This window comes from Aeromonas rivuli (assembly GCF_020149575.1).
In the GTDB taxonomy this organism is placed as follows: domain Bacteria; phylum Pseudomonadota; class Gammaproteobacteria; order Enterobacterales; family Aeromonadaceae; genus Aeromonas; species Aeromonas rivuli.
In genome coordinates this window covers 3,637,194-3,664,148 of record NZ_CP079742.1, presented here as the reverse complement: position 1 = coordinate 3,664,148, position 26,955 = coordinate 3,637,194, and the positions used below count along the sequence as shown (strand labels likewise).

The 26,955-nt window shown below is 60.8% G+C and carries 25 protein-coding genes; 15 read left to right on the top strand and 10 right to left on the bottom strand.

All coding sequences use genetic code 11. From position 1 onward, the window contains the following. Nucleotides 1-45: 45 nt before the first annotated feature. The 3 genes from glnE to KYK33_RS16830 form a co-directional block, all read right to left on the bottom strand. Nucleotides 46-2,874: a bifunctional [glutamate--ammonia ligase]-adenylyl-L-tyrosine phosphorylase/[glutamate--ammonia-ligase] adenylyltransferase gene (gene glnE, locus KYK33_RS16840; RefSeq protein ID WP_224433043.1), complete on the bottom strand. Its 2,829-nt coding sequence runs from the start codon at nucleotides 2,872-2,874 to the stop codon at nucleotides 46-48. Nucleotides 2,875-3,167: 293 nt separating this feature from the next. Continuing rightward, nucleotides 3,168-3,629 (bottom strand): GNAT family N-acetyltransferase, encoded by a 462-nt coding sequence (locus KYK33_RS16835; RefSeq protein WP_042041988.1) that lies wholly within the window; start codon nucleotides 3,627-3,629, stop codon nucleotides 3,168-3,170. Between the two features lie 142 nt (nucleotides 3,630-3,771). Beyond that, nucleotides 3,772-5,022, bottom strand: a complete 1,251-nt coding sequence (locus KYK33_RS16830; protein ID WP_042041987.1) for a methyl-accepting chemotaxis protein — start codon at nucleotides 5,020-5,022, stop codon at nucleotides 3,772-3,774. A gap of 101 nt (nucleotides 5,023-5,123) precedes the next feature. On the opposite strand from KYK33_RS16830, the gene KYK33_RS16825 reads away from it, so the two are divergent. The 11 genes from KYK33_RS16825 (at nucleotide 5,124) to KYK33_RS16775 (ending at nucleotide 16,393) form a co-directional block, all read left to right on the top strand. After that, nucleotides 5,124-5,876 carry a potassium channel family protein gene (locus KYK33_RS16825; RefSeq protein WP_224431251.1) on the top strand — a complete coding sequence of 251 codons (753 nt, stop codon included), beginning with the start codon at nucleotides 5,124-5,126 and terminating at the stop codon, nucleotides 5,874-5,876. A 170-nt stretch (nucleotides 5,877-6,046) separates the two neighbouring features. Continuing rightward, nucleotides 6,047-6,646, top strand: a complete 600-nt coding sequence (locus KYK33_RS16820; protein ID WP_224431250.1) for a TIGR04211 family SH3 domain-containing protein — start codon at nucleotides 6,047-6,049, stop codon at nucleotides 6,644-6,646. A gap of 252 nt (nucleotides 6,647-6,898) precedes the next feature. After that, a complete protein-coding gene (gene nudC, locus KYK33_RS16815; protein WP_224431249.1) occupies nucleotides 6,899-7,696 on the top strand; it encodes an NAD(+) diphosphatase in 798 nt (265 codons plus the stop codon). Nucleotides 7,697-7,904: 208 nt separating this feature from the next. After that, nucleotides 7,905-8,972 (top strand): uroporphyrinogen decarboxylase, encoded by a 1,068-nt coding sequence (gene hemE / locus KYK33_RS16810; protein ID WP_224431248.1) that lies wholly within the window; start codon nucleotides 7,905-7,907, stop codon nucleotides 8,970-8,972. Between the two features lie 216 nt (nucleotides 8,973-9,188). Continuing rightward, the gene (locus KYK33_RS16805) at nucleotides 9,189-10,118 is read left to right on the top strand and encodes an ROK family protein (protein ID WP_224431247.1); all 930 of its coding nucleotides are present in this window, start codon (nucleotides 9,189-9,191) and stop codon (nucleotides 10,116-10,118) included. 51 nt (nucleotides 10,119-10,169) lie between these two features. After that, the gene (gene epd, locus KYK33_RS16800; protein ID WP_042041980.1) at nucleotides 10,170-11,180 is read left to right on the top strand and encodes an erythrose-4-phosphate dehydrogenase; all 1,011 of its coding nucleotides are present in this window, start codon (nucleotides 10,170-10,172) and stop codon (nucleotides 11,178-11,180) included. 62 nt (nucleotides 11,181-11,242) lie between these two features. Continuing rightward, complete coding sequence (locus KYK33_RS16795; RefSeq protein ID WP_224431246.1) at nucleotides 11,243-12,406, top strand: phosphoglycerate kinase; 1,164 nt, start codon at nucleotides 11,243-11,245, stop codon at nucleotides 12,404-12,406. A 114-nt stretch (nucleotides 12,407-12,520) separates the two neighbouring features. Further along, on the top strand, nucleotides 12,521-13,600 hold the full coding sequence (gene fbaA / locus KYK33_RS16790) for a class II fructose-bisphosphate aldolase (RefSeq protein WP_042041977.1): 1,080 nt from the start codon (nucleotides 12,521-12,523) through the stop codon (nucleotides 13,598-13,600). 170 nt (nucleotides 13,601-13,770) lie between these two features. Further along, a complete protein-coding gene (locus KYK33_RS16785) occupies nucleotides 13,771-15,063 on the top strand; it encodes an NAD(P)/FAD-dependent oxidoreductase (RefSeq protein ID WP_224431245.1) in 1,293 nt (430 codons plus the stop codon). Nucleotides 15,064-15,340: 277 nt separating this feature from the next. Then, on the top strand, nucleotides 15,341-16,003 hold the full coding sequence (locus tag KYK33_RS16780; protein WP_224431244.1) for a hypothetical protein: 663 nt from the start codon (nucleotides 15,341-15,343) through the stop codon (nucleotides 16,001-16,003). Between the two features lie 12 nt (nucleotides 16,004-16,015). Then, complete coding sequence (locus KYK33_RS16775) at nucleotides 16,016-16,393, top strand: hypothetical protein (RefSeq protein WP_042041974.1); 378 nt, start codon at nucleotides 16,016-16,018, stop codon at nucleotides 16,391-16,393. A gap of 44 nt (nucleotides 16,394-16,437) precedes the next feature. On the opposite strand, the gene KYK33_RS16770 is transcribed toward KYK33_RS16775, so the two are convergent. From KYK33_RS16770 to cutA, 3 genes are all read right to left on the bottom strand, one after another. Continuing rightward, nucleotides 16,438-16,848 carry a hypothetical protein gene (locus KYK33_RS16770; protein WP_224431243.1) on the bottom strand — a complete coding sequence of 137 codons (411 nt, stop codon included), beginning with the start codon at nucleotides 16,846-16,848 and terminating at the stop codon, nucleotides 16,438-16,440. A 264-nt stretch (nucleotides 16,849-17,112) separates the two neighbouring features. Continuing rightward, complete coding sequence (locus tag KYK33_RS16765; RefSeq protein WP_224431242.1) at nucleotides 17,113-18,888, bottom strand: protein-disulfide reductase DsbD; 1,776 nt, start codon at nucleotides 18,886-18,888, stop codon at nucleotides 17,113-17,115. Continuing rightward, on the bottom strand, nucleotides 18,885-19,202 hold the full coding sequence (gene cutA / locus KYK33_RS16760) for a divalent-cation tolerance protein CutA (protein ID WP_224431241.1): 318 nt from the start codon (nucleotides 19,200-19,202) through the stop codon (nucleotides 18,885-18,887). The genes KYK33_RS16765 and cutA overlap by 4 nt, the downstream gene beginning before the upstream one ends. 201 nt (nucleotides 19,203-19,403) lie before the next feature. Here cutA and KYK33_RS16755 point away from each other — a divergent pair, with 201 nt between their 5' ends. After that, nucleotides 19,404-19,745, top strand: a complete 342-nt coding sequence (locus tag KYK33_RS16755) for a hypothetical protein (protein ID WP_224431240.1) — start codon at nucleotides 19,404-19,406, stop codon at nucleotides 19,743-19,745. 166 nt (nucleotides 19,746-19,911) lie between these two features. On the opposite strand, the gene KYK33_RS16750 is transcribed toward KYK33_RS16755, so the two are convergent. Further along, nucleotides 19,912-20,343, bottom strand: a complete 432-nt coding sequence (locus KYK33_RS16750) for a PACE efflux transporter (protein WP_042041998.1) — start codon at nucleotides 20,341-20,343, stop codon at nucleotides 19,912-19,914. 155 nt (nucleotides 20,344-20,498) lie between these two features. Between KYK33_RS16750 and KYK33_RS16745 the strand changes: the two genes are divergently transcribed. Next, nucleotides 20,499-21,392 carry a LysR family transcriptional regulator gene (locus KYK33_RS16745; protein WP_224431239.1) on the top strand — a complete coding sequence of 298 codons (894 nt, stop codon included), beginning with the start codon at nucleotides 20,499-20,501 and terminating at the stop codon, nucleotides 21,390-21,392. Nucleotides 21,393-21,500: 108 nt separating this feature from the next. Here the strand turns inward: KYK33_RS16745 and KYK33_RS16740 are convergent, their stop codons facing one another. Further along, nucleotides 21,501-23,225, bottom strand: coding sequence for an ABC transporter ATP-binding protein/permease (locus tag KYK33_RS16740; RefSeq protein ID WP_224431238.1), 1,725 nt, complete (start codon nucleotides 23,223-23,225; stop codon nucleotides 21,501-21,503). 293 nt (nucleotides 23,226-23,518) lie between these two features. Next, nucleotides 23,519-24,466, bottom strand: a complete 948-nt coding sequence (gene ygfZ, locus KYK33_RS16735) for a tRNA-modifying protein YgfZ (protein ID WP_224431237.1) — start codon at nucleotides 24,464-24,466, stop codon at nucleotides 23,519-23,521. Nucleotides 24,467-24,542: 76 nt separating this feature from the next. Between ygfZ and KYK33_RS16730 the strand changes: the two genes are divergently transcribed. Together KYK33_RS16730 and KYK33_RS16725 are read left to right on the top strand one after the other, a co-directional pair. After that, nucleotides 24,543-24,812 carry an FAD assembly factor SdhE gene (locus KYK33_RS16730; protein ID WP_224431236.1) on the top strand — a complete coding sequence of 90 codons (270 nt, stop codon included), beginning with the start codon at nucleotides 24,543-24,545 and terminating at the stop codon, nucleotides 24,810-24,812. A 13-nt stretch (nucleotides 24,813-24,825) separates the two neighbouring features. Further along, nucleotides 24,826-25,209, top strand: coding sequence for a protein YgfX (locus KYK33_RS16725; protein WP_224433042.1), 384 nt, complete (start codon nucleotides 24,826-24,828; stop codon nucleotides 25,207-25,209). 101 nt (nucleotides 25,210-25,310) lie between these two features. On the opposite strand, the gene nadB is transcribed toward KYK33_RS16725, so the two are convergent. Continuing rightward, nucleotides 25,311-26,918, bottom strand: a complete 1,608-nt coding sequence (nadB, locus tag KYK33_RS16720; protein ID WP_042042961.1) for an L-aspartate oxidase — start codon at nucleotides 26,916-26,918, stop codon at nucleotides 25,311-25,313. Nucleotides 26,919-26,955 lie beyond the last annotated feature (37 nt).

The following is a 26,955-nucleotide window of genomic DNA, read 5'->3' as shown; positions in this document are numbered from 1 at the left end:
CATCGACCCCAGGATGAGGATCCACCCTGGGGTCGGGGCTCTGGCTCAGTCGCCGAGCTGCTGCTGCCACACCTGGCTGACCAGCTGGCGCTCGGCCAGCAGTTGATCGTCTTTTACCTTGCGGCTGATCTCGGAGAGATTGAGGCGGTGCCCCAGGTTGCGGATCTCCAGATAGGCATGTTTCAACCCTTCGGCCTGCTCCAGGCTGAGTACACCGGCCATCACGCACTCATCGAAGATGCGCACGTTATCTGACCAGCGGGTCAGGGCCTGAGGCTCGCTATGGGCATGGGCCAGTACCAGATACTGGGCAAGGAACTCGATATCCACCATGCCCCCCGGGGATTGCTTGAGATCGAACTCCCCCTCTGCCGCCTTGAGCAGGTGGCCGCGCATCTTGACACGCATCTCGCGCACCTCCTTGGCCAACTCCCCCAAATCTCGTTTGGTTGCCAAGAGATCGCGTCTGATGCGCGAAAATTCGGCGACGATGTCATCATCGCCGTAAATGGGCCTTGCCCGGACCAGGGCCTGATGTTCCCAGGTCCAGGCCTCGTTCTCCTGATACTGCTGATAGGCGGCCAGGGAGGACACCAGCAACCCGGCATCCCCCGATGGGCGCAGGCGCATATCGATCTCGTAGAGGATGCCGGAGGGGGTGCGGGTGCTGAACAGGTGCAGCACCCGCTGGGCCAGGCGCAGGTAGAACTGGCGGCTGTCGATGGACTTGGGGCCATTGGTGTAGCTGTTGGGGTCACCCCCGTGCAGGAACACCAGATCGAGATCCGAACCGTAGCCGAGCTCTATGCCTCCCAGCTTGCCATAGGCCACCACGGCGAAGCTGCGCCGACCGCTCTCGGCCACGTCGGGAGGCACGCCGTAACGCTCGCTGATCTGGCTCCAGGCCTGATTGACCACCTCTTCCACCAGGGCTTCGGCCAGCCAGGTGAGGTGATCGCTCACCTTCATCAGTGGCAGGGCACCGGCGATGTCGGCGGCGACGATGCGCAGCAACTGCACCTGCTTGAACTGACGCAGGGCCTCCATCTGCTGCTCTACGTCCTCTTCCGGGATGCGCAGCAGGAACTGGCGCAGCTGGGGTTTGTATTGATCGAGGGGCGTAGGGTGGTAGAGGTGCTGGGGATCGAGCAGTTCATCGAGCAAGATGGGGTAGCGGGCGAGCTGCTCGCTCACCAGGTGACTGGCATCGCACAGCCGCACCAGCTGGCGCAGGGCGGCCGGATTTTCTGCCAGCAGTTGCAGATAGGCGCTGCGGGTAAAGATGCGGGTGAGCAGGGTGCAGACCCGCTCGAACAGGCGGGCAGGGGTCTCGCTCGCTACCACAAGACGCAGTAACTCGGGCATCAGCCAGTCCAGGGCGATCCGGCCCTGGGGGCCAATCTGGCGACGCTTGTACTCCTCCTTGAAGCGCAGTACGGCTCCGGCCAGGGGCTCGGGGTCGCTGACTCCCTGCTCGGTGAGCAGAATGCCTACCTCGGTGGCATCCAGATCGGTGCGCCACAGATCCAGCCAGGCCTGTTCCAGATGATCCGGCGCCTCCTTCTCTTCCCCGACCACGGCGACGAACTCCCCATGGACGGCGGCCATCTCCTGATCGAGACGGGTCATGAAGGCCTCCCAATCCGGGAAGCCAAGCGCCGTGATGAGCCGCAGCCTGTCACGCTCCTCCGTGGGCAGGGTCTGGGTCTGCTGATCGCCAATTTCCTGCAACAGGTTTTCGACCCGGCGCAGGAAACGGTAGGCATTGAGCAGGCAATCGCAACGCTCCGGGGTCAGGGCACCGCTCTGGGCGATGGCATCCAGGGCCTCGGGCAGGTGGCGCACTCGCAGCAGGGGCTCTCGTCCGCCCCGGATGAGTTGCAGCGCCTGGGCGATGAACTCCACCTCGCGGATGCCACCGGCACCCAGCTTGATATTGTCCTTGAGCCCCTTGCGGCGTACCTCGGCGGCGATCATGGCCTTCATCTGGCGCAGGCCATCGATGACGCCAAAATCGATGTAGCGGCGGAACACGAAGGGGCGCAGCAGCTCGCTGAGCGCCTGGCTCTGCGCGCACTCCTGGCCAAGCACCCTGGCCTTGACCATGGCGTAGCGCTCCCAGTTGCGACCATGGTGCTGGTAGTAATCCTCCATGGCGGCGAAGGAGATGGCCAGCGGCCCCGCCTCGCCAAAGGGACGCAGCCGCATGTCGACCCGGAATACCTGACCATCGACTGTGGTCTGGTGCAGGGCGTTGATCAGCCGCTGACCCAGTTTGATGAAGAACTGTTGATTGGCCAGCTCGCGCCGCCCGCCGACCGTGTAACCGTTCTCGGGGAAGGTGAAGATGAGGTCGATGTCCGAGGAGAAGTTCAGCTCGCCACCCCCCAGTTTGCCCATGCCGAGGATCAGCAAGGGCTGGGGGTTGCCGTCACCATCCATGGGGGTGCCCAGCTCGTCGCACTGTTTGCTGTACAGCCAGTCACGGGCGCCACAGATGAGGGCATCCGCCAGCCTGGTCAGGTGAATGAAACTCTCCTCTACCTCGGCGCGGCCGAGGAGCTCACGCCAGGCGATGACCAGCATGCGGCTGCGGCGAAAACGGCGCAGGGTGCGCTTGAGTGCCTCTTCGTCCACCTGGTCGGCGAGCAGGGCCGCGAGCTCCGGCTCATAGGCTCGCCAGCGGTTGTCGCTGTGAAGCTCCGTCGAGGCGAGCAGTTCGGCCAGCAGGGTCGGCTCCTGGATCAGGGCCTCGGCGGCGAAATCTGAGAGGCCAAACAGGGTGAGCAGTTCAGCGCGGCTGGCGCCGGTCAGCTCGCCATACTGGGGGGCTTGAACGAGCAGGCGTTGCCAGTGGCGATCGGCCTGGGTCATGAGGGAGGCGGGGAGCACCAAGGTTCTCTTCCTTACGTCTTGGTTAAAGGCAGATGCGGCGGCAGTGGGTGACTGACCGCATCCGGTACCGCTGTTCGGCACCGCATGACCATCAATCTAACATTGCCGGGCCCCGGGCTCATAGGGGCAAGGGCCCGGGTCCCGCAGAAGCGTGAGCCGGGTCAGATGTGCTCGCTGGCGAGGGGTCATCACAGGGGCGGGCAACTCGCAGCCTGTCAGCGGGTTGCACGTTGTCAGATGGCCCATGACGCGGTAGCGCGGGGGCCGGTTCGTCAGCGAATACTGTGATCCTGCTGGTAGATATCCGGCTGATAGCGCTCCATCAGGGTGGCTGGCCGGACGGGGGCCTGGAAGCCGAAGCCGCTGTAGAGCCCATGGGCATCCGAGGTGGCCAGGCTGATGCGGCGCAGCCCCTGGAGATTTGGGTGGGACAGTATGGCCTGGATCAGCGCCTTGCCGTGGCCCAGGCCACGGTGGGCGGGCAGTACGAACACATCGGAGAGATACCCGAAGGTGGCGTGATCCGTGATGACACGGGCGAAGGCGACCTGTTGACCGTCCAGGTAGCCACCGATGCAGAAGGAGTGGTTGATGGCTCGCTGCACGGTGGAGAGTGGTATGCCGAGGCACCAGTAGGCCTCTTGCGACAGAAACTGGTGGATGAGCGGCACATCGAGCCGCCCCTTGTCATCGCTGATTTCCAAGCCGGTGTCACTGTGGTGCAGGTCATGCATATGGGCTCCTTGCCTCGCTCTGGGGAGTATTGAAACGAAAAGAGGAACCCGCAGGCTCCTCTTTTCATAAGGTGACGATAACACCAGGGGACGTCAAGCCTCGATGAGCAGCTTGCGCCCTGCGCTCGCGCGCTCATCACGGCTAGTCCAGCTTGAAGGCCTGGATGTGACGATTCAGGGTCTGGCTGTGGGATTCGACCAGCATTGAGGCATCTTGCAGCTCGCGCAGCACCACCACGGATCCCTCGACGATCTGCTTGACCTGCTCCAGGTTGCCGCTCATCTCCTGGGCGACGGCGCTCTGCTCTTCGGAGGCGGTGGCTATCTGGCGGTTCATGTCGGCCACCCCCTGTACCCGCGCCACTATGGTGGTCAGCTGCTCACCGGCCTGGGTTACCTGCTCGACCCCGCGATCGGCCTGAGCCACGCTCTGCTCCATCAGACCCGCTGCGGTGCGGGCACTGCCCTGCAGCTGCTCAATCATCTTCTGGATCTCCACGGTCGCGGACTGAGCCCGGTTGGCGAGGCCGCGTACCTCATCGGCCACCACGGCAAAGCCGCGTCCGGCTTCACCGGCACGGGCCGCTTCGATGGCCGCATTGAGGGCCAGCAGATTGGTCTGCTCCGAGATGCTGCGAATGGTGTCCACCACTGAGCCAATGCGCTCGACCCCTTGCTCCACGTCATGGACGACGCTGGAAGATTGCTGAATGTTGCCGGACAAGGTGTGTATGGTGTTGACGGTATCGGCGACGCAGCGGCTGCCCTCCTGGGCCAGGCGGCTGGTCTCGCTGGTGGAGTGGGAGGCCTGCTCGGCGTGATGGGCCACCTCGCCGATGGCGCCGACCATCTGGGTCATGGCGCTGGCGAGCTGCTCTATCTGGACGAACTCCTCGTTGATCGCCTCATTGGCCTCTTCCATGCAGAGGGTCACCTGGGAGGCGATGTCGTTGAGCTCCTTGCAAGCCAGGCGCTGGCTGCCGAACACCTGCTTGAGTTCGTTCTGGGAGTGGGCCACCGCCTTGGCGATGTCGCCGAATTCGTCTTTGGATGCCAGTTCGACCCGGTGGCTGAGATCTTTTTGGGAGAAACGCTCCAGCAAGCTGACCAGATAGCGCACCTGCTTGACCATGAGGCGGGAGCCCGCCATCAGCAGCACCACAAACACCACTCCCATCAGGGCCGTCTCGAGCAGACCGGTCCAGATCAGGCGGGAGGCGATGTCATTGGCCTTGGCGGCATCAATGCCCTCGCTGAGCAAAGTGCGCTCCAGATTACTGGCATCGAACCAAAGCTTGGTCAGCAGCAACAGGGTGCTGAATACCATCAGCAAGATCACCTTGGGCACCAGACGTATATCACTGAGCCGCTGTTCAAGCGGGTTGAACTGCATAGCTTCTCTCCTTTTAATGGGGGAATTTTCCTTTCTCATCAGGGCTATCGGCATTATCTTCTGTTTTATTAATTGGTTTCCCGTTTAAAGTTGGAATTTGCATGCGACATCACTTAACCCCCCTGCGCGCCATGGATCTGCTGATGGCAATCCTCTCTCTGGTGTCGGTTGGCCTGGTCAGTGTTCGCTGGTTTGGGGTGGCGACCCCACAGACCATGCAGCTCTTCTATGACATCGACAGTCTCATCTGCTACATCTTTCTCGCCCACTTTGCTTATGGCTGGCTGCGGGCGGAGGATCGCTGGGGGTTTCTGAAGGCGAACTGGTTCTATCTACCGGGTAGCCTGCCCATGGTGGAATCCCTGCGCTGGGCGCGGCTTATTCAGCTGTGGCGTGTCTATCAGCTGTTGCGCAACCAGCCGGATCTGCTGACCATGTTTCGTCGCGAGCGCAATGAGACCACTCTGTCCGGGATCTTGTTGCTGTTCTTTCTGTTGTTGGGGGTGGGATCCGGGGTCATGTTCTGGATTGAAGCCGGTCACCCCGGCAGCCAGATAGAGACCCCCTATGACGCCTTCTGGTGGACACTGGTGACGCTCTCGACCGTGGGCTACGGGGATCTGGTTCCCAAGACGGAACAAGGGCGTTTCGTCGCCAGCCTGCTCATCCTGTTCGGGGTCGGTCTCTATGCCGCCGTCAGTGGCTTCATGGCCAGCCTATTCCTGCAACCAAGGCATGGCGAGAAGAGAGAAGAAGAGCTGCGCTTCAAGCTGTTGCAGACTCAGCAGACGCAGATGCTGGCGGAGCTACAGAGCTTGCGTGACGAAATCCGTCAGCTCAAACGTGAACCCTGATCCGCGCGTGATGGCGCGCCGCGGCGCGCCAGTTCAGGGCCGCGGGTAAACATGGTGGTGTTGAACGGCCTCCCCGCCTCGGGGGGAGGCCGTTTCTTTGCTTGTCCTTTGACCACGGAGCGGCTTAACATTCCAGCCAATTCCTAACCAATCGAGAGAATCGACTGACCATGCGCGCCCTCCTCGGGATACTGATCTGCCTGTGTGCTCAATCCGCCCTGGCCGAGACCCGTTATGTTTCAGACAACATCTATATCTTCATGCACGGCGGACCGGGTACCCAGTACCGGATCCTCGGCAGCGTCAAGGCCGGTGAAGCCCTGGAAGTGAAAGGCGGCCAGGCCGGTTTCACTCAGGTGGTGGATGAACGTGGTCGTGAAGGCTGGATCAAGAGCGATGAGTTGCAGAGCGAACCCAGCCTGAAGGTACGTGTGCCCCAGCTGGAACAGGAGCTGCAAACCCTCAAGGATCGCCTGCAAAACCTCAATGGTGACAACGAGCAGCGCTTCGCCGAGAAGGATGGCAAGATTGCCGAGCAAGATAGCTTGCTCACCAACCTCAAGGGGCAGCTCGACAACCAGAGTGAGGAGCTGGCCAGCGTCAAGGCGCAGAATGATGCCCTGAACAGCAGCATCGACAACCGCGAGCATGATATGCAGATGGATTGGTTCATTCGCGGTGGCGTCATGGTCGGTGGCGGCATACTGCTTGGCATCCTCTTGCCCCTGCTGCCGCGTCGTCGCAAGCAGAGTGAGCGCTGGATGAACTGAGGCCCTGTCGGCCCTGTCGGCCCATGAGGCAGCCAGGCCGCTTGGTCATGATAGAGGGTCGCCCATGGGCGGCCCTTTTTAGTGGGGCGGGTTGTCACTCTTTGGCTGGAGGCAGGTTTTCCACTCAAATGGGTTGCAAAGGATCTCCCTAGGCTCGCCTGCGAGACGCATCCTTCGTAATATGCGACATATTCCTGGCAGGTTCTTACCTGCCAGATACCCCAATCGAACGTCAAAAAGAGCTTGGCTATCATGGAATTAACCGAACGGGCCCACTGGTTTGTGCTGGCGGGCGATCACCTCATCTGGCTGGATGAGGCGGGCCGAGTCCCGCACTGCACCCGGCAGGCGCTGCCCCTGTGCTGGCAGGCTCTGGCCTTCGAGGCATTCGACCTGTGGGAGGGGACCCCTTGCTATCTCCATGATCTGGGGGAAGGAGAGTCACTCCTCGGCGACTCATCGGCGTCTGGAGAGTTGAGCCCATTGCGTCAGCTGATGATGGCGGGAGACGAGGAGGGTTTTCGCCTCGGGGGCCGAGCCTGGCAGCTGGCCAGCTTCCGTCGCAGCCATAAATTCTGTGGCGAGTGCGGCGCCCCCATGACGCCCAAGACAGGGGAGTGGGCACAAGGGTGCCATCAGGGACACATGGCCTATCCGCGCATTTCCCCCTGCATCATAGTGGCGGTGCGTCGTGGCTCCCAACTGCTGCTGGGGGCCCATCGTCGTCACTATCAGGCGGACGACCCCATGTTTACCGTGCTGGCGGGCTTCGTCGAGGCCGGTGAAAACCTGGAGCAGTGTGTGGCGCGGGAGGTGTTCGAGGAGAGTGGCATCCGGGTCGGCAATATCCGCTATGTCGCCAGCCAGCCCTGGCCCTTCCCCCACAGCCTGATGATGGGCTTCACCGCCGAGTACCAGAGCGGCGAGATCCGTCTGCAGGAGGAGGAGCTGGTGGCCGCCGACTTCTTTGAACTCGATGCCCTGCCGCGTATTCCCCCCCATGGCACCATAGCGCGTCGTTTGATTGAACTCTGCCGTGAGACCCTCTAAGGGCGATTGCAATTGGGCGGCAGGTGGGGGGGGAGGCTTCAATTGACCCGCGGTTGTCCCCGAGTGGCCATTGGCATCGGTGCCGAGGTTGCGCCCTCTCACATCTTTGCACTCCGGGCGGTCAGCGCCCTGGTTTGCATCCCCCGCAGCGGCGCACAAAGTGGTATCATATCCGCCATTTTATGCGTGATATGACTCAGGAACTGGGATGAAAGAGCTGAAGAACGATCGATACCTGCGTGCCCTGCTGCGCCAGGATGTGGACATGACCCCGGTCTGGATGATGCGTCAGGCTGGCCGCTATCTGCCGGAATACAAGGCAACCCGTGCCCAGGCGGGGGATTTCATGTCCCTGTGCCGCAACGCCGAGCTGGCCTGTGAAGTCACCCTGCAGCCCCTGCGCCGCTATCCCCTCGATGCCGCCATCCTCTTCTCCGACATCCTCACCATACCCGACGCCATGGGGCTCGGTCTCTACTTCGAGCACGGGGAAGGCCCGCGCTTCGAGCGCCCCATCACCTCGCTGGCGCAGGTGCAGGCGCTGCCACATCCGGATCCGGAAGATGAACTCGGCTACGTGATGAATGCGGTGCGCACCATTCGCCGCGAGCTCAAGGGCGAAGTGCCGTTGATTGGCTTCTCCGGCAGCCCCTGGACCCTGGCCACCTACATGGTGGAGGGGGGCAGCTCCAAGGCGTTCACCAAGATCAAGCAGATGATGTATGCCGAGCCCCAGACTCTGCACCTGCTGCTCGACAAACTGGCGGACAGCGTGATCTCGTACCTCAACGCCCAGATCAAGGCCGGTGCCCAGTCTGTCATGGTGTTCGATACCTGGGGCGGCGTGCTGACCCCGCGGGATTACCGCGACTTCTCCCTGCAGTACATGCACAAGATCGTCGATGGCCTGATCCGTGAGAATGAGGGCCGCCGGGTGCCGGTGACTCTGTTCACCAAGAACGGCGGTCAATGGCTGGAGCAGATCGCCGCCACCGGCTGCGATGCCCTGGGACTGGACTGGACCATAGACATCGCGGATGCCAAGCGCCGGGTCGGTGACAAGGTGGCGCTGCAGGGCAACATGGATCCCTCCATGCTCTACGCCGCCCCTGAGCGCATTCGCGAAGAGGTCGCCACCATTTTGGCGGGCTTTGGCAGCGGCAACGGCCACGTCTTCAACCTGGGTCACGGCATCCATCAGGATGTGGATCCCGAGCACGCCGGGGTATTTGTGAACGCGGTGCATGAGCTCTCCGGCCAGTACCACGGCCGCTGAGGTTGAACCGCTGCATCAGCATCATGACAACGGGGCCCCAGGGCCCCGTTGTGTTATCCGGGGCGGCGCCGTTTTGGCCCTTGTACTGTTTTGGATACTGCGCGCCGGCCCCGGCTCGGGTTACACTGCGCCATCTGTGGCGGTGGCCACACACAAGATGAGCGACAGCGTGCGAGGCCGCGTATCGGCCGTCTCGCTCGCCATGCAGGAGGCAGAATGAGCAAGAAGTCGTGGGATTGGGGTATCGATCTGGGCGGTACCAAGTGCGAGTGCGTGGTGCTTGATGGCAACGAGGTGCTGCTGCGCCATCGCATTCCCACCGAGCGCCGTGGCGGTTACGAGCACATGATTGGTCAGATAGCCAAGCTGGTGGACGAGTGTGCCGCCAAGCTCGGTCCGCGTCCGGCCGTCATCGGCATGGGCACCCCAGGCGCCCGGGACCCCCAGACCGGGCTGATGAAGAACTGCAACACCACCGAGCTCAACGGCAAGCCGTTCAAGGAAGATCTCGAGCGCAGGCTCGGCATTCCGGTGCTCATCGCCAACGACGCCAACTGCTTCGCCCTGGCGGAAACCCACCTGGGGGCGGTGCGCCAGCACCATCCCGATGCCAGGGTTGTATTTGGCATCATCATGGGTACCGGGGTGGGCTCCGGTATCGTCATCAACGGCCAGATCCTCAATGGCCACCACGGCATCGCCGGGGAGTGGGGCCACAATGTGCTCTCCCCCGATGGCCCCGAATGCTACTGCGGCAAGCGTGGCTGCGTCGAAACGCTCATCAGCGGCCCGGCGCTGGAGGCCTGGTATGAAGCCAAGGCCAGGCGCCATCTCCCGCTGGCCCAGATTGCGGCGGCCACGGCCCATGACCATGTGGCCAAGCTCACCATAGACCGTCTGCACCTGCTGTTTGGCCAGGCCCTGGCCAACGTGGTCAATATTCTGGATCCGGATGTCATCGTCATCGGCGGCGGGGTGGGCAATGTGCAGAGTCTCTATAGCGTCCCGGCCCAGACAATTTTGCCCTTCCTCTTTAATCCCCGCTTCAGGGCCCCCATTATTGCTCCAGCCCTGGGTGACAGTGCCGGGGTCTTCGGCGCGGCACTCCTGGCTCGTGGCACCTTCCGGGAGGCGCAACTCTCATGATGCTTCCCTCTTCATCCTCTCTTTAGTCGCAGGTAAGGACACGTAATTTCCATGATCAAGATTGCCATCAATGGTTACGGGCGGATCGGCCGCAATGTACTGCGTGCTCTTTACGAGAGCGGCCGGGACAAGAGCATCAAGATAGTCGCCATCAACGAGTTGGCGGCGCCCGAGGCCATGGTGCACCTGACCCGCTTCGATACCAGCCATGGTCGTTTCGCACACCCTGTGCAACTGGCAGGTAGCAGCATGCAGGTAGGGCAGGATCTCATCGCCCTGTTCGCCGAGCGGGATCCCGCCAATTTGCCATGGCGGGCGCTGGGGGTGGATGTGGTGCTAGACTGTACCGGCGTATTTGGCTCCCGGGCGGATGCGCAGCGCCATCTGGGGGCAGGGGCGGGCAAGGTGCTCTTCTCCCATCCGGCGGATGCGGATGTGGATGCGACAATCGTTTTCGGGGTCAACCATCAGACCTTGACCGGGCGGGAGCGGATCGTCTCCAATGCCTCCTGTACCACCAACTGCGTGGTGCCCGTCATCGAAACATTGCATCGAGAATTCGAGATAAATTGTGGTACTATTACGACAATTCATTCGGCCATGCACGACCAGCAAGTCATCGATGCCTATCACAGTGACTTGCGCAGAACCCGGGCCGCCAGCCAGTCCATCATTCCGGTGGATACCAAGCTGGCAAAGGGATTGGAGCGTATCCTTCCCCACTTCGCCGGCAAGTTCGAGGCGATAGCGGTACGGGTGCCGACCATTAATGTAACGGCCATGGATCTCAGTATTACTGTTCGTAAAAAAGTGACAGTTACTGACGTAAATCAAGCCCTGCAGCGGGCATCCAGAGGTACATTAAGCGGTATTCTGGATTACACGGAGGAACCCTTGGTCTCCGTCGATTTCAATCATGATGCACACTCCTGCATCATCGATGGTACCCAGACACGGGTCAGCGATGCCAACCTCGTCAAGATGTTGATGTGGTGCGATAACGAATGGGGCTTCGCCAACCGCATGCTGGATACCACCCGGGCCATGATGGCCGCAGGCTGAGAGCCTGCACCGGGCGCAAGGTTACTGTTTTTAACATTACCTGAAAATATAGAGGACTGAATATGTCTGTTATCAAGATGACTGACCTGGATCTGGCGGGTAAACGCGTACTGATCCGTGCTGACCTTAACGTGCCGGTAAAAGATGGCAAGGTCACTTCCGATGCACGGATCAAAGCGACGCTGCCGACCATCAAGCTGGCTCTGGAAAAGGGCGCCAAGCTGATGATCACCTCCCACCTGGGTCGTCCGACCGAGGGTGAATACAACGAAGAATTCTCCCTGGCCCCGGTCGTTGACTATCTGAAAGACGCACTCTCCTGCAAAGTGACCCTGGCGAAAGATTACCTGGATGGCGTAGACGTTGCCGCCGGTGAGCTGGTTGTGCTGGAAAACTGCCGCTTCAACAAAGGCGAGAAGAAAAACACCGAAGAGCTGGCCAAAAAATACGCCGCCCTGTGTGACGTCTTTGTAATGGATGCCTTCGGTACTGCTCACCGCGCCGAAGGTTCTACCTACGGTGTGGCTCAATTTGCTCCGGTAGCCTGTGCAGGCCCGCTGCTGGCCGGTGAACTGGAAGCCCTGGGCAAAGCCATGCTCAAGCCCGAGCGCCCCATGGTTGCCATCGTGGGCGGCTCCAAGGTCTCCACCAAGCTGACCGTGCTGGAATCCCTCTCCAAGATCGCAGACCAGCTGGTGGTCGGTGGTGGCATCGCCAACACCTTCATCGCCGCTGCCGGTCACAATGTCGGCAAGTCCCTGTGCGAGCACGACCTGCTGGACACCGCCAAGAAACTGGCCGCCGAGACCAACATTCCGGTGACCACAGATGTGGTCGTGGGCACCGAGTTCTCCGAATCCACCCCGGCGACCATCAAGTCCGTTAGCGATGTGACCGACAGTGACATGATCTTCGACATCGGCCCTGACTCCGCCAAGGCCCTGGCCGACATCATCATGAATGCCAAGACCATTCTGTGGAACGGCCCGGTCGGTGTGTTCGAGTTCGACCAGTTCTCCGCAGGCACCAAGGTGATCGCCGAAGCCATCGCTGCTTCCCCGGCCTTCTCCATCGCCGGTGGTGGTGACACCCTGGCGGCCATCGACAAGTTCGGCATCGCCGACAAAGTCTCCTACATCTCCACCGGCGGCGGCGCCTTCCTGGAGTTTGTAGAGGGCAAGGTACTGCCGGCAGTGGCCATGCTGGAACAGCGCGCCAAAGCCTAATTGACCCGAGACGGGGGGCAAAAGCCTCCCGTTTCGTTTATCATATGGCCGCTGCGGCGGTTCGTGATAAACCCCCACTTTTTATTAACGGCATACGAGAACAGGACGATTAACATGTCTAAGAAAATTTTCGACTTCGTAAAACCCGGCGTGATCACTGGTGATGACGTTCAGAAAGTGTTCGCTATCGCTAAAGAGAACGGCTTCGCTCTGCCGGCTGTTAACTGTGTCGGTACCGACTCCGTCAACGCCGTACTGGAAGCTGCCGCCAAGGTGAAGGCTCCGGTCATCGTTCAGTTCTCCAACGGCGGCGCCGTGTTCACCGCCGGTAAGGGCCTGAAGCTGGAAGGCCAGCAAGTTGCCGTTCTGGGTGCCATCTCCGGTGCCAAGCATGTGCACGCTGTTGCCGAAGCTTACGGCGTGCCGGTTATCCTGCACACCGACCACGCTGCCAAGAAGCTGCTGCCCTGGATCGACGGCCTGCTGGACGCCGGTGAGAAGCACTTCGCCGAGACCGGCAAGCCGCTGTTCTCCTCCCACATGCTGGACTTGTCCGAAGAGCCGCTGGAAGAGAACATCGACATCTGCTGCGAGTACCTGACTCGCATGGCCAAGATGAACATGACCCTGGAGCTGGAACTGGGCTGCACCGGCGGTGAAGAAGATGGCGTGGACAACAGCCACCTGGATCAATCTTCCCTGTACACCCAGCCGGAAGACGTGGCTTACGCCTACGAGCGTCTGTCCAAGATCAGCCCCCGTTTCACCATCGCTGCCTCCTTCGGCAACGTACACGGTGTTTACAAGCCGGGTAACGTCAAGCTGACCCCGTCCATCCTGGACGCTTCCCAGAAATTCGTTTCCGAGAAGTTTGGTCTGCCTGCCAAGTCCCTGGACTTCGTATTCCACGGTGGTTCAGGTTCTACCCTGGAAGAGATCCGCGAATCCATCTCCTACGGTGTGGTCAAGATGAACATCGACACCGACACCCAGTGGGCTACCTGGGAAGGTGTGTTGGACTTCTACAAGGCGAACGAAGCCTACCTGCAAGCCCAGCTGGGCAACCCGGAAGGTGCTGACAAGCCGAACAAGAAGTTCTACGATCCGCGCGTCTGGGTACGTGCCGGTCAGACTTCCATGATCGCTCGTCTGGAGAAAGCCTTCTCCGACCTGAACGCCATCGACGTACTGTAATTCTCGGTACTCGATTGCTGACCAAGGCGCCCCCAGGGGCGCCTTTTGCATTTCTGTGACTCGCCAAGGGTTTTCCGGTGGTGGATAGGCTGGATTGCCGACCCCCCTGTGGGTATTCTCTGTTAACGGTTGTTTATTTTAGTAAACATACATGGGCAGGATGCTGACTTATGAGTACAGGGAATCAGGAACACGCGGCCTCATACTATGCGGCGACACGCAATGACCTTTCGAGCTGGCCCGAGCTATCCGGTGAGCTGGAGGCGGATGTCTGCATCATAGGCGGCGGCTTCACCGGCCTTAACACCGCCATCAATCTGGCGGAGGCGGGCTACAAGGTCGTTTTGCTCGAGGCCAACCGCATCGGCTGGGGAGCGTCGGGTCGCAACGGTGGTCAGCTGATCCGCGGCATAGGCCACGACACCAGTCAGTTCACCCGTCATATCGGTGAGCAGGGGGTGCGCGATCTGGATCTGATGGGGCTGGAGGCGGTGCAGCTAGTGCGCGAACGCATAGAACGCTTCAACATCGACTGCGATCTGCAGTGGGGTTACTGCGATCTGGCCACCAAGGCGCGCCATCTGCGTGACTTTGAGGAGGAGGCCGAGCATCTGACCAGCCTCGGCTACCGGCATGAGGTAAGGCTGGTGCCGCGGGAGGAGATGCATACCGTGGTGGGATCGGATCGCTATATCGGTGGCATGATCGACATGGGATCGGGGCACCTGCATCCCCTCAATCTGGCCCTCGGCGAGGCGCGCGCCGCCGCCAGCCTGGGCGTCGCCCTGTTCGAGCACTCCCGGGTGACCCACATCGACTATGGCAGCACAGTGAGCGTCACCACTGCCCATGGTCGATGCCGCGCCAAATACCTGGTGCTGGGCTGCAACGCCTATCTCAATGATCTGGATGCCGAGATCGGGGGGCGGGTGCTGCCCGCCGGTTCTTACATATTGGCGACCCAGGTGCTGGAGAGGCGGTTGCGCCAGCGCTTGCTGCCGCAGAATATGGCGGTCTGCGATCAGAATGTGGCCCTCGATTACTACCGGCTATCGGCGGATGGGCGCCTGCTGTTTGGGGGAGCCTGCAACTACTCGGGAAAAGATCCCAAAGATATCAAGGCCTTCATGTTGCCCAAACTGCTACGGGTCTTTCCCGAGCTGGCGGGCACCGCCATCGAGTTTCAGTGGGGGGGGATGATAGGCATAGGTGCCAACCGCTTGCCGCAGATTGGCCGGCTATCGGCCCATGACAATGTCTTCTATGCCCAGGCTTATTCGGGGCATGGCCTCAATGCGACCCACATGGCCGCCAAGCTGGTAGCCGAGGCGATTGCCGGGCAGAGTCGAGGGTTCGATCTGTTCAGCAGCGTCCCCCACATGAGCTTCCCAGGCGGCCCTGCCCTGCGTTCTCCCTTGCTGGCGCTCGGGATGTTGTGGCACCGCATGAAAGATCTGCTGTGATCCTTTCCTGATCATATTGGGGGAGCCTGGTTCCCCCAGACATAAATCCATTAGATATCAACTTCCTGCCGCTTGCCTTCCGATAAAGCCTGATGAGTTACGAACGAAACCGTATCTGTCGGCTATAGTGAGCATCTGCTCGCCTTAAGGTGGATTCGTTTGGTGCGGCAGAATAGCAAGAGCGTCAAGGCCATCAAGGGCCTGAGATGCTCAAGGAGATTACGGGATATAAGGAAATAATATGTTTAGTCCAAGACGACTCAGGTTTGATAATCTCATGTTGGATCAACATGGTCTGTCCAGCGCACCTCCCCCCACTGATTCGCTGTTCTGGCGATTGTGGCAGCCCTGCATTCCCATAGCCGAAAAAACGCTGAACACGCCCTTCATGTCAGGCATAAAGTCGGCCAGCCTGGATCCTGTTACTTATGGCGGGTTTAATGTGAGCGATGCCTATTATTGCTTCAATGGCGCCCAGAGTTATCTGGCTGCCGAGAGCCGTACCAGTGATGAGGTGTTGAAATTTTTCCTGCTGGAGAAATATAAAAGATACCAAGCCTATAATGAGGCGTTCCCGACCATCTGGCATATTCGTGATGCCAATGGGGTAGTCCCGACGACGGCCTGTCGTGACTATGCCCAGTTTGAATCGGATACCGCCTCCCATGCCGATCCTATCTACACCCTCATCATGATGATCCCCTGTGAATATCTCTGGTATTGGCTCGCCAATCAGTTGATGCCGCCTTCCCCTGGCAACCTGTATGCGCCCTGGATCACGGGTAACAACAGCGCGTCTGGTGCTTATGCCATGGGGAATTTTCTGGATCAATATCAGAAAGAGCATCCGGGAGCCATAGATGAGGATAAGGCAATGAGCATCTATAGCACCGCCATGAACTTCGAGTGGAAAAACTTTTTATCAGCGACTCAACCTTAAGGAAGAACTATCATGGCGAATAAAACATTTAATATTGACTCATTCCCAGCCGGTTATTATATGTCCTGGTTTGTCACCACTCAGGCCGCCTTTTTAATAAAGGCGAAATTATATGATGGTAATAAAGTTTATTTCGATAAGCAGAAGCAGAGTGTGGATATTAATCCTCCGCTGGCTCAGGGAGCTGATTTCGTCCAGGGAGGGCAAGTCAAACTGTCGATAGATATAGCTCAGTCAGTCAAATTGAGTAGCAGCATCAACACTTATAACATCACGACCAATGACGGCACTGTCATCGGTTATGGCTATAACATCTCCATCGAAGATCAAGATGATGATGACTATAACGATGTCGCCATCTCTCTGGTTGCGTGGAAAAACAAGGGATAGATAAATAGCGGGGAAGGTTTTCATGACCTTCCCCATCAACATTATCAGGCGGGTTCTGCCAGGCGCCAGCCTTGTTCCGTCTTGAGCATCCATACCTGGCTCTGTTGCGCCACGACCTGGCCCGCCTCAAAGTTGCCGTATTTACGCTCCAGCTCCATCAGCGCCATTTCCTGTTGATAGGGGCCAACCCTGTCGTAGACCAGATCCTCGTCCTGCAATACTTGCAGTTGATCCAGCCCCTGCTTGAAATGAAGCTGATAACTGACCTTGATCAGATAAACCCCATCCTGGGTCTCACTCTGGTCCAGCACCTGAAAGTCACTCATGTCAAACAGCTTGGCATCGCTACCAGTCAGCAGCTGGGCCCTGACCTGGCGCTCTATCTCGTCGACCCCGGGTCCCGAGCTGCAGGCAAACAGCCAGAGGGCTAACAGGGGGATGAACCACTTTTTCATCAAAACTCCGGACGACCGAGACGGGAAAGGGCAAATTTTGCCACGGTGCCTGTCATATACAAGGGATGACCAGAAAAATCAGGGGTTATCGGCAAGATTCCACCCTGGGTGGCGACAAATCCCTCTGATCCTCAGCCGGGCTTCAATGACACCGGGGATGCTTTTCCTCTGGCTGCGTGTGAGCACGCTAGCTTGAAAAGGGATTGCCCCGCATAGGAATCACTTTCTCCCCTTGGCGAAGGTGTGGCGTCTACCGGGTGGATATCAACGCAGCTTGTCGAGCCGGCCGAGAAACTCGCTGGGACCCATAAAGCCGGTTACCCGCTGGCCACTTTGCTCGTTGCCTTCAGGGTCGAAGAAGATCAGGGTCGGCAGCCCAAGCACCTTCAGCTCATTGAGCAGGGTGACGTCGTCGTCATCATTGGCGGTGACATCGGCCTGCAGCAATACCATCTGATCGAAACGCGCACGAACGGCGGGATCGCTGAACGTCTTGTGCTCGAACTCCTTGCAGGCCACACACCAGTCGGCGTAGAGATCCAGCATGACCGGTGTGCCACGGGCGGCGGCCAGCTGCTGCTGCAGATCCTGCACCGTCTTGATCCGCACAAACTGAGGCGCCTTGGCCTCGACTTGCGCGATGGGGGGCGGTAGCAGGGTCTCCTTGACCATGAACACGCTGGTTATCATGGCCAGCAGTATGAGAAAACCGCGCAGGCTCTTGCCGATACCGTGGGGGGATCCCTGATTGTGATGATAGAGATAGCCGCACAGGGCCAGTCCCCAGCCGAGCCAGACCAGGGTGGTGACCTGCTCGCTCCACAGCCGTGACAGTAACAGCACGGGCACCGCCAGCAGCGCAAACCCGAAGAGCTGTTTGATGAGATCCATCCAGGCGCCAGCCCTGGGCAGCAGCTTGCCCCCCGAGGTGCCGAGCAGTATCAGTGGCAGGCCCATCCCTAGCGACAGTGCATAGAGCGCCGCACCGCCAAGCCAGAGATCGCCACTCTGGGCCACATAAATGAGCGCCCCCGAGAGCGGCGCCGTGGTGCAGGGGGAGCAGACCAGGCCGGAGATCATCCCCATGATGGCAACCCCGGGCACTGAGCCGCCCTGCTGGCGGTTTGACATGCCACTCAACCGGGTCTGCAGGCTGCTGGGCAGCTGCAGGTTATAGAGGCCGAACATGGAGAGCGCCAGCAGCACGAACATGACGGAGAGGCCGATCAGCACATAGGGGTGCTGGAGCGCGGCCTGGAACTTCAATCCCGCAGAGGCCACCACCAGGCCGAGCAGGGTGTAGGTGACCGCCATGCCCTGCACATAAACCAGAGAGAGCAGGAAGGCGCGGCGGGTCGACAGCCGCTCTCCTGCCCCGGCGATGATGCCGGTCAGAATGGGGTACATGGGAAAGACGCAGGGAGTGAAGGCGAGCCCCAGCCCGAGCACGAAGAAGGCGGCGATGCTGAGCCAGAATCCCTGACTGCCAAGCGCCGCGGCCAGTCTGTCTTGCTGGCTGGTGGGGCCATCAATGTCTGACTGGCTCTCGCCGGGATCCGCCGCGGCGGCGTGGGCCGCCAGGGGCGTCAGCGTGATGACCTTGTCCGTGGGCGGGTAGCAGAGGCCCTCGGTACAGCCTTGATAGCTGATGTGCAGGCGGCCCTGTTCGTCGACCTGGGTCAGCCGCAGTGGTATCTCCACTTGCTGGTAGTAAACCTCTGTTTTACCGAAAAAATCATCCTCATGATCCGTACCAGGGGGCAGTGCGGGGCTATCGAAGCTGGCATGCTCTCCCTTGAAGGTGAAGCGGTGGCGGTAGAGGTAGTAACCTTCGGCTATCTGCAGGCGTACCGTCAGCCGCTCACCATCTTGCACGGCGTCGAGCACGAAGGCCTGATCGACCTTGAGGAAGTGGGGGGTCTGCTGCCCCAGTCCCAGGGAGCCAAGCAGATCATTGCTGGCCTGGGCTTGAGCCTGGGAGAGGGGTGCAATCAGGCTGAAAATCAGCAGCACGTAACGCAGCAAGATAGTGCCCATCATGAGGTTTCCGCTGTCAGCCAGGCGAGATAAGGCCCATGGCCAGCGCTGATGGGCAGCATCAGCAGCTCGGGGATTTCATAGGGATGCAGGGTCAGGATCGCCTGCTCTATCTCGGCAAAGAGGGGGGCTCGGGACTTGATGATGAGCTGGATCTCGCTTGCCCGCTCTATCTTGCCCTGCCAGCGGTAGACGGAGCTCACCGGTGCCAACTGATTGATACAGGCCGCTAGGCGGCGCTCGAGCAGCTGCTCGCTGATGAGGTCGGCGCTCGCTTGACTCGGGCAGGTACAGAGCAGCAGCATGGCATCTGTCATGGAATAAGGGTCTCCGGAGATGGGGTCGACAAGGGGTCAGCGACCCCGCTTCTGGGGGTTACTATACCCAGAAGCGGCCCAAATAGCACAGCATGGCACCCCGCTCGTGAGAGGGGAAAATAAGAGTGTTTGGCGGGATAGACGCTCCCGGGCGGACAGGGCAAAATGAGCTGGCCTGTTCCCCTAGACGTAAGGAAATGTATGACCCAACAGAATGAGCAGCAGAGAACTCGCATGTTGAGCCTGCTGCGCGACGGCGAGCGTCGGATGTTGACCCAGTTGTCGGGCCTGCTGCGCAGTTGTGCAGACGAGATCAATGCCGAACTGGACAAGGAGGAACTGCAGGAGATCCTGGAGCAACCCATCACGGTTGAGTACCTGAGCGGTGTGGTCCAGCATCATCTGTTCGAGCGGCTGCACAAGGGAGACATGGCGGCGGCCCAGCGCATGTTGAGTCAATATCAGCAAGATATCGAAGCCATGCTCAGGAAAGAGCAGACGGTCGAAGAGCAAGAGGCGCCCCTGGTCAACGCACCGGCCTGAGCCGCCCCAAGCTTGCAATGGGGGCGGTCCTGTCACCGGTGGCAACCCGGACCCCAGCGCAATCCATCACTCACTCTGCGGGACCCTTGGCACTGATTTGCCGGTGGGCGGGGAATGAGTAACAAGGTCCACCTCAGGGTGGACCTTTTGCATGGCGATGACAGGCTCAGGCGTGTTGCGTGACCTGAGTCGGGATGGGGAAGACCTTGTCATAGAGCAGGTTGTAGACGAAGGCATAGACCAGGTAGAAGACCACGAAGCCAAGATCCAGCACCAGAGCCTCCAGCAGGCTGATCTCCAGCCACCAGGCCATGGCGGGCAGGGCCACGATCAGCAGACCCCCCTCGAAGCCGATGGCATGCCCCACCCGCTGCCAGAGCGTCTTGTGGGTATGACCCTGCCGCTGTTGCAGCAAGCGATCAAATCCCAGGTTGTAGACATAGTTCCAGACGGTGGCCAGCACAGAGAAGAACAGGGCCAGTGGTCCCATGTGGCTCAAGGCTACCCCGGTCACCCAGCTGGCGAGGGGGGCGGCGATCAGCAGGCCAATCAATTCAAAGCCGATGGCGTGGCGCAGACGATCACGGGAGTTACGCATGTCTATCTCTCTCTTCAAACAGGTTTTATGGAAAGCATGGAGGTCAATCTATCGCTTAATTGCCGGGTATTCACGTTGGTATCTATCTCTTTAATAGATACATATGGCCTATACTGCCGCTCATCAAGCCCACTCCCATGACAAGGCATTCGCTCATGAATCTCTCCCTGGAGCAGCTCAGGACCCTGTTGGCCGCCGCCGACAGTGGCTCCTTTTCGGCCGCAGCCCGCCAGCTTGGCAAGGCACAATCGGTGGTGAGCAGCGCCATCGCCAATCTGGAGGCCGATCTTGATCTCGGCTTGTTCGACCGCAGTGGTCGCTATCCGCAGCTGACCCCGGCGGGGGAGCGCATCGTGGCCCAGGCCAGGGCGGTGCTCGCCAGCAGCGAGCAGTTGCAAGCCGTGGCCCTTGAGCTGCATGGGGGGGTGGAGTCGCGGCTGACCCTGGCCATCGATGATGACTCCCAGCTCTCCTGGGTGGCCGAGGTGCTGAGTCGCTTTGCCGAGCGTTTCCCCGCCATCGAGCTGGAGCTGCTGTTTCCCATGCTCGAGGATCTCACTCACCTGCTGCGGGAGGGGCGGGCCCAGCTTGGCATCAGCTACGAGCGCCTGCAGCCGAGTCCTGAGCTGGAATTTCATGCCCTGGGGCGGCTCGCCATGCCCATAGTGGCGGCCCCCACTCACCCTCTGGCGACCTTGGCCAAGGTGGGGCTCGATCATCTCAGGCTGGAGCGCCAGTTGATGGTGACGGGTCAGCGGGGGGGCGGGGAGCGGGAGCGCTTTCGCTTCTCGCCGAATGTCTGGTGGGTGGAGGGGGACTGGGGCCTGCTCGAGCTCACCAAGCGCGGCCTTGGCTGGGGATCCGTGCCCCAATATCTGTTGCAGGGGCCCCTGGCCCGGGGGGAGGTGGTGCTCTTGCCGGTGGACTTCCTCGCGCAGCAGAGCCTGGGGTTGGAGCTGCTGTGGCGCCGGGACAGATCCCTGGGGCCCGCTGGCCGCTGGCTCAAGGATGCCCTGGTGAGCCACGCCCGTCAGGTGTTCCGGGACTGAAGGCGGCGTAAAGCCTCGGCCTTGATTGCTGTTGCCCGACAGCGAGGCAGCTCCAAGGGATCGGGGCAGCCTCTGTCATATTTCCCCGTATGGCAAGCCCGGGGGCGGCTAAGCGGGTAGCGGCACCGCCACCAGGCTAACAGCGCCTTCTGAGTCAGGGCGGCAGTCGAGATGACGGCCATGCAGGGGCAGCAAGCTGGATCTGTGCGCCACGCTGACGAGGGTGGTATCCGGCAGCCGGGTCAGCAGCAGCCGATAGAGCCTGCTCTCGGCGGCCTCATCCAGGGCGCTGCTGGCCTCATCGAGGAACAGCATGCGTGGTTTGTGCAGCAGGGCACGGCCCAGGGAGATCTTCTGCTGCTCCCCTGGCGAGAGGCGTCGCTGCCAATCCTGCACCTGGTCGAGCTCGGGGAGCAGAGGGGCGAGCAGGCAGAGCGCCATCACCTGGCCTATCTCCTCATCGCCATAGGCACCCTCGGGCTCCGGATAGCAGAGTGCCGCGCGCAGGGAGCCTTGCGGCAGATAGGGGCGCTGGGGCAGGAAGAAGCACTCATGGGCACTCAGGGTGGAGACCTCCCCTCTGGCATGGGGCCAGAGTCCGGCGATGGCGCGCAGCAGGGTCGATTTACCGCAGCCCGAGGGGCCGCTCAGCAGCAGATGCTCACCCCGTTGCAGCACCAGGTTATCAAGATGCAGCAACGGCATGCCGGTCGGCGTCTCGAGGAGGAGACCCTGGATCCGTAATGGCCGTTCGAGGTCCCGATCCGGCGTCAGTTGCAAAAGAGTGGGCGCCGGTTGGCTAATGGCCTGTTCGAACTGACCGAGGCGGTTGAGGCAGGCCTTCCAGCTCGCCAGCTGATCGAAGGCGCCGATAAACCAGGAGAGGGCACCCTGTACCTGGCCAAAGGCGGAGGCGGTCTGCATCAGCCCCCCCAGACTTATCTGTTTGGCGAAATAGTGGGGAGCGGCCACCAGAATGGGGAATATGGTGGCGAACTGGCTGTAGAAGGTGCTGGCCATGTTGAGTCGCTTGCTGAGCCCCATGATGGAGAACCAGTTATCCCGCACCGAGTGAAACTCCCGATTGAGCCGCTGCTTCTCGAACCCCTCCCCCCGTTGCAGGGCGATGGCGTCGGCATGCTGGCGCACCCTGATGAGCCCGAAGCGAAAGTTGGCCTCCCTCTGTTGTTGCTGGACGTTGAGCCCGACCAGGGGGCGGCCGAAGCGCCAGATGACCCAGGAGCCAACGAGGGCATAGCCCAGCGCGAACCAGACCATGTAGCCCGGGATGCTCAGGGTCTGGCCCATGAGGGCAAACGTCAGGCTGCCCCCTATGCCCCAGAGGATATGCACGAAGGAGAAGAGGGTGACCAGGCTGGAGAGCAGTCCCAATCCCAGGGAGAGGGCGCCATCGGTGAGAGAGCCCAGATCGTCGGCGATACGCTGATCCGGGTTATCCAGTTCGGCGCTGCGCTCCAGATGCAGGAAGCTGTGCTGCGCCAGCCAGCGATCCAGATAGTGGCTGGTCATCCATAGGCGCCAGCGCATTTGCAGGCCCTGGGTGAGATAGATCTTGTAGACGGCGACCAGAATAAAGGCGATGGCCAGGGCGGCAAAGTGCCAGAGCTGGGTCTTGAAGGTGGCGAAATCGTGGCGCTCAAGGGCGTTGTAGAAGAGGTTGTTCCAGCTGTTGAACCTGACGTTGAGGTACACCATGGCGAGGGTGAGCCCTATGATGGCCCCAAGTCGGGCGAGGGCGTGCCAGCGTTGTTCGGAGCGCCAGTAAGGGGTGAGCAGGCGCCAGCTGGTGGCCCAGGAAGAGGTCTTGTTCATGTCGTCACCTTGTGCAGAGAGGGAGGTGTGAAAGCGGGTTTCGATATGGTTTGGAGTCCGGGCCGGGTCACATGGTTCAGGCGAGAATTAATTGCCGCTGAGTTGCAGGGCATGGCGGGCAGGCGAGGCGTGCAGAGGGAGTGTGTGTTAGGGGCAGTCTATGAGCCACCCTGGGCGAGCGTCCTTTGCGGGCCCGGTGGTGAGCCCGTCAAAGGATCGGTCGGGGCGGGCAGGGAGGCGGTCAGCCAGCAAAAGGCCCGCTGAGGGGCCTTGGCAAGCGAGAGGGGGGCCGCTTAATCTTCCAGCGAGTAGGGCAGGGGCTGAAGCTGGAGGCGTGAGCCTTCTTCCTGCTTGAGGCGATAGACGGCGTCGGCCTCGGTATCCTTGGGCAGCACGGCGGTGAGCCAGACTCGGCCATCCTGCTGCCAGGCATTGAGCACCAGGCCGCCACGGCGCCAGTTCTCGCCCAGTTGCAGCTCCAGGGTGTCGCCGCTCGCCACAGGGGCTGTCGCCTCACCGGCCAGCACGAACAGAGAGCGATTGCTGGCACCGCGATACTTGGCGCGGGCCACCGTCTCCTGACCCATGTAGCAACCCTTGGTGAAGCTGATGCCGCCCAGGGCCTGCAGGTTGATCATCTGGGGAATGTACTCCCCCTGATGCACCGCCTCCAGATGGGGAATACCCGCCAGGATATCCAGCGCCCACCAGAGGGCGGGTTCGCCCTTGGGCAAGGTCAGGGCGGGATCCTGCTCGCACACCAGCAGCCAGCGATCGGTGGCGACCCGCACCGCCATGCCCTGGGGGATGAGGCCGGTCTCGCCGAGGCCGAACTGGGTGGCGACCCAGCCATCTGTGCCCGTGCCTGCGATGGCCAGACTTGTCCAGTCGCTCTGCTGGATATCGACCTTGGCGAACACGGCAAATTTCTTCAGCTCAGGCAGCTGGCGTGCCAGCAGAGATCGCTTGGTTTGCAGCAGCAGGCTGTCGGTCAGGCAGTAGAGGCGAAAATCCCCCCACAGCTTGCCCTTGGCATCGCAATGGCCACCCAGGCTACTCTGCCCCGGCGCCAGGGCGCTGACATCACAGGTGACCTGACCTTGCAGGTACTTGACTCTGTCCTCGCCCGTCAGGCGGACAACAGCGTAATCGGTCAGGGAGAATTGGGTTGGCTCGGCCGGGAAAACAGGGGGTTGCAGGCTCACGATCGCATTCCTGAGACAAAAGTATGTGACCTGCATGGTAAAGACGTAAGGAATGTTTGTCAGCCGGAAAATCCTGCTGTTACCATCCACGGGTCTTTGTAAGGAGAGTGCCATGTTGAGCCCTATCGAGAAATCCCGCCTGAAGTGGGCCTGCCGTCGCGGCATGCTCGAGCTGGATGTGATCTTTATGCCGTTTTTTGAACACGAGTTCGACAGCCTGAGCGAGCCCGAGCAGCTGACCTTCATCCGCCTGCTGGAGAGCGATGACCCGGATCTGTTCAAGTGGTGCATGGGCCATGGGACACCGGAGGATCCGGCCTTTGCCGCCATGATCCCGCTGATCCTCCGGCGCAATCAGGCCCGTCACGACGCCCAGCGCTGAGGCCTGAGTGCAGATCCCCGTGACCGTCTCCCGGCGCCAGCAGCTCTGTCTGCTGGCGCTGTTTTTATTGCTGCTCTGGCCCGTCTCGTCGCTGATCCAGGGCGGATTATGGGGACTGTTTCTGCCGTGCTGGCTGCTGGGGTTGGGGTTGGCACAGCGTCAGGCCCATCAAACTCAGGGAGCCTTGCGGTGGGAGGGGGAGTGGCTCCATTGGCAGGGGCAGCGTTACCGGATTGGGCCGCGCAGCTGCATCTTGCCCGGCGCCCTTTGGCTACAGATACTGGGAGAGCGGGGTGGGCAGGCTCGCCTCTGGCTGTTCGCCGATGCCCTGGCCCCCGAGCACTACCGTACCCTGGCCCGGGCCGTGCACCTCCATCCAGGGCGCAAGGGGCAGTAGGGAGAGGAGGGGCTGTCAGCCTGGCTATCAAGGCACAGAGGGTGGCCGCTCTCCCATAACAACAGACCCCGCACTCGGCGGGGTCTGTTGTTATGGCGGGGTCAATCCCTGTCCGGGGTCAGCACGGTAGGCTTGGGGTTGGGCTTCAAATCAGGGAAGTCCAGGTTGTAGTGCAGGCCGCGGGACTCTTTGCGCTGCATGGCGCAGTTGACGATGAGTTCGGCTACTTGCAGCAGGTTGCGCAGCTCCAGCAGGTTGTTGGAGACCCGGAAGTTGGCGTAGTACTCCTGCACCTCCTGCTTGAGCATGTCGATGCGGCGCTTGGCCCGCTCGAGCCGCTTGTTGGTGCGCACTATGCCCACATAGTCCCACATCATCAGCCGCAGCTCGTGCCAGTTGTGCTGGATAACCACCTGCTCGTCGGAATTGTCCACCAGGCTCTCATCCCAGGCAGGCAGGCTCGGTGGCTCCACGCTCATCGGCAGTTTGGCCAGGATGTCGGCGCCCGCCTGGTGGGCATAGACCACGCATTCGAGCAGGGAGTTGGAGGCCATGCGGTTGGCACCGTGCAGCCCGGTGTAGGTCACTTCGCCGATGGCATAGAGACCGGGAATGTCGGTCTGGCCATTGTTGTCTATCATGACGCCACCACAGGTGTAGTGGGCGGCAGGGACGATGGGCATCGGCTCTTTGGTGATGTCGATGCCGACCGCGAGGCAGCGATCAAAGATGGTCGGGAAGTGCTTGATGATGAAATCGGCCGGCTTGTGGCTGATGTCCAGATACATGCAGTCTGCGCCCAGGCGTTTCATTTCATGGTCGATGGCACGGGCGACGATGTCCCGCGGTGCCAATTCGGCCCGCTCGTCAAAATCCTCCATGAAACGGCTGCCGTCCGGGCGGCGCAGATAGGCGCCTTCGCCACGCAGTGCTTCAGTCAGCAGGAAGTTCGGATCGTCCGGATGGAACAGGCTGGTGGGGTGGAACTGGTTGAACTCCAGATTCGCGACCCGGCAGCCGGCGCGCCAGGCCATGGCGATGCCATCCCCCGAGCTCACATCCGGGTTGGAGGTATATTGGTATACCTTGGAGGCGCCTCCCGTGGCCAGGGCCACGAAGCGGGCGCGGATCACCTCGACCTGTTCGGCGTTGCGGTTCCAGACGTAGGCACCCAGCACCTTGTTGCCCGGCAGGCCCAGCTTGCGGGTGGTGATGAGATCGACCGCATTGAAGCGCTCCATCAGCTGGATATTGGGATGAGCCCGTACCTGATCGACTAGTGTGGTCTGCACCGCTTTGCCGGTGGCATCGGCGGCGTGGAAGATGCGACGATGGCTATGGCCCCCTTCCCGGGTCAGGTGATAGTGGGATTCGCCGTGGTCATCTTCTTCCTGATCGAAGGGGACGCCCTGCTGGATCAGCCACTGGATGGAGTCGCGGGCATGGCGGGCGGTGAACTCGACGACACCGGGGTCACACAGGCCTGCGCCTGCGTTAAGGGTGTCACTGACGTGGGACTCGATGCTGTCGGTTTCGTCAAACACGGCAGCGATGCCTCCTTGCGCATAGAGAGTGGCCCCCTCACTGATGGGCCCCTTGCTCAGAACCAGGACTCTTGCCTGATCGGCCAATCGCAGCGCGAGAGACAAACCGGCGGCACCGCTGCCAATGATGAGAACGTCGCAAAGGTATTCAACACTTGCTTTCATAAGTATCATTGGCCTGGATAAAGAACTGGCACCATGG

Coding starts and splice junctions, on each gene's coding strand:
- glnE (WP_224433043.1), bottom strand. CDS start 2,874: ATGACCCAGGCCGATCGCCACTGGCAACGCCTGCTCGTTCAAGCCCCC.
- KYK33_RS16835 (WP_042041988.1), bottom strand. CDS start 3,629: ATGCATGACCTGCACCACAGTGACACCGGCTTGGAAATCAGCGATGAC.
- KYK33_RS16830 (WP_042041987.1), bottom strand. CDS start 5,022: ATGCAGTTCAACCCGCTTGAACAGCGGCTCAGTGATATACGTCTGGTG.
- KYK33_RS16825 (WP_224431251.1), top strand. CDS start 5,124: ATGCGACATCACTTAACCCCCCTGCGCGCCATGGATCTGCTGATGGCA.
- KYK33_RS16820 (WP_224431250.1), top strand. CDS start 6,047: ATGCGCGCCCTCCTCGGGATACTGATCTGCCTGTGTGCTCAATCCGCC.
- nudC (WP_224431249.1), top strand. CDS start 6,899: ATGGAATTAACCGAACGGGCCCACTGGTTTGTGCTGGCGGGCGATCAC.
- hemE (WP_224431248.1), top strand. CDS start 7,905: ATGAAAGAGCTGAAGAACGATCGATACCTGCGTGCCCTGCTGCGCCAG.
- KYK33_RS16805 (WP_224431247.1), top strand. CDS start 9,189: ATGAGCAAGAAGTCGTGGGATTGGGGTATCGATCTGGGCGGTACCAAG.
- epd (WP_042041980.1), top strand. CDS start 10,170: ATGATCAAGATTGCCATCAATGGTTACGGGCGGATCGGCCGCAATGTA.
- KYK33_RS16795 (WP_224431246.1), top strand. CDS start 11,243: ATGTCTGTTATCAAGATGACTGACCTGGATCTGGCGGGTAAACGCGTA.
- fbaA (WP_042041977.1), top strand. CDS start 12,521: ATGTCTAAGAAAATTTTCGACTTCGTAAAACCCGGCGTGATCACTGGT.
- KYK33_RS16785 (WP_224431245.1), top strand. CDS start 13,771: ATGAGTACAGGGAATCAGGAACACGCGGCCTCATACTATGCGGCGACA.
- KYK33_RS16780 (WP_224431244.1), top strand. CDS start 15,341: ATGTTGGATCAACATGGTCTGTCCAGCGCACCTCCCCCCACTGATTCG.
- KYK33_RS16775 (WP_042041974.1), top strand. CDS start 16,016: ATGGCGAATAAAACATTTAATATTGACTCATTCCCAGCCGGTTATTAT.
- KYK33_RS16770 (WP_224431243.1), bottom strand. CDS start 16,848: ATGAAAAAGTGGTTCATCCCCCTGTTAGCCCTCTGGCTGTTTGCCTGC.
- KYK33_RS16765 (WP_224431242.1), bottom strand. CDS start 18,888: ATGATGGGCACTATCTTGCTGCGTTACGTGCTGCTGATTTTCAGCCTG.
- cutA (WP_224431241.1), bottom strand. CDS start 19,202: ATGACAGATGCCATGCTGCTGCTCTGTACCTGCCCGAGTCAAGCGAGC.
- KYK33_RS16755 (WP_224431240.1), top strand. CDS start 19,404: ATGACCCAACAGAATGAGCAGCAGAGAACTCGCATGTTGAGCCTGCTG.
- KYK33_RS16750 (WP_042041998.1), bottom strand. CDS start 20,343: ATGCGTAACTCCCGTGATCGTCTGCGCCACGCCATCGGCTTTGAATTG.
- KYK33_RS16745 (WP_224431239.1), top strand. CDS start 20,499: ATGAATCTCTCCCTGGAGCAGCTCAGGACCCTGTTGGCCGCCGCCGAC.
- KYK33_RS16740 (WP_224431238.1), bottom strand. CDS start 23,225: ATGAACAAGACCTCTTCCTGGGCCACCAGCTGGCGCCTGCTCACCCCT.
- ygfZ (WP_224431237.1), bottom strand. CDS start 24,466: ATGCAGGTCACATACTTTTGTCTCAGGAATGCGATCGTGAGCCTGCAA.
- KYK33_RS16730 (WP_224431236.1), top strand. CDS start 24,543: ATGTTGAGCCCTATCGAGAAATCCCGCCTGAAGTGGGCCTGCCGTCGC.
- nadB (WP_042042961.1), bottom strand. CDS start 26,918: ATGAAAGCAAGTGTTGAATACCTTTGCGACGTTCTCATCATTGGCAGC.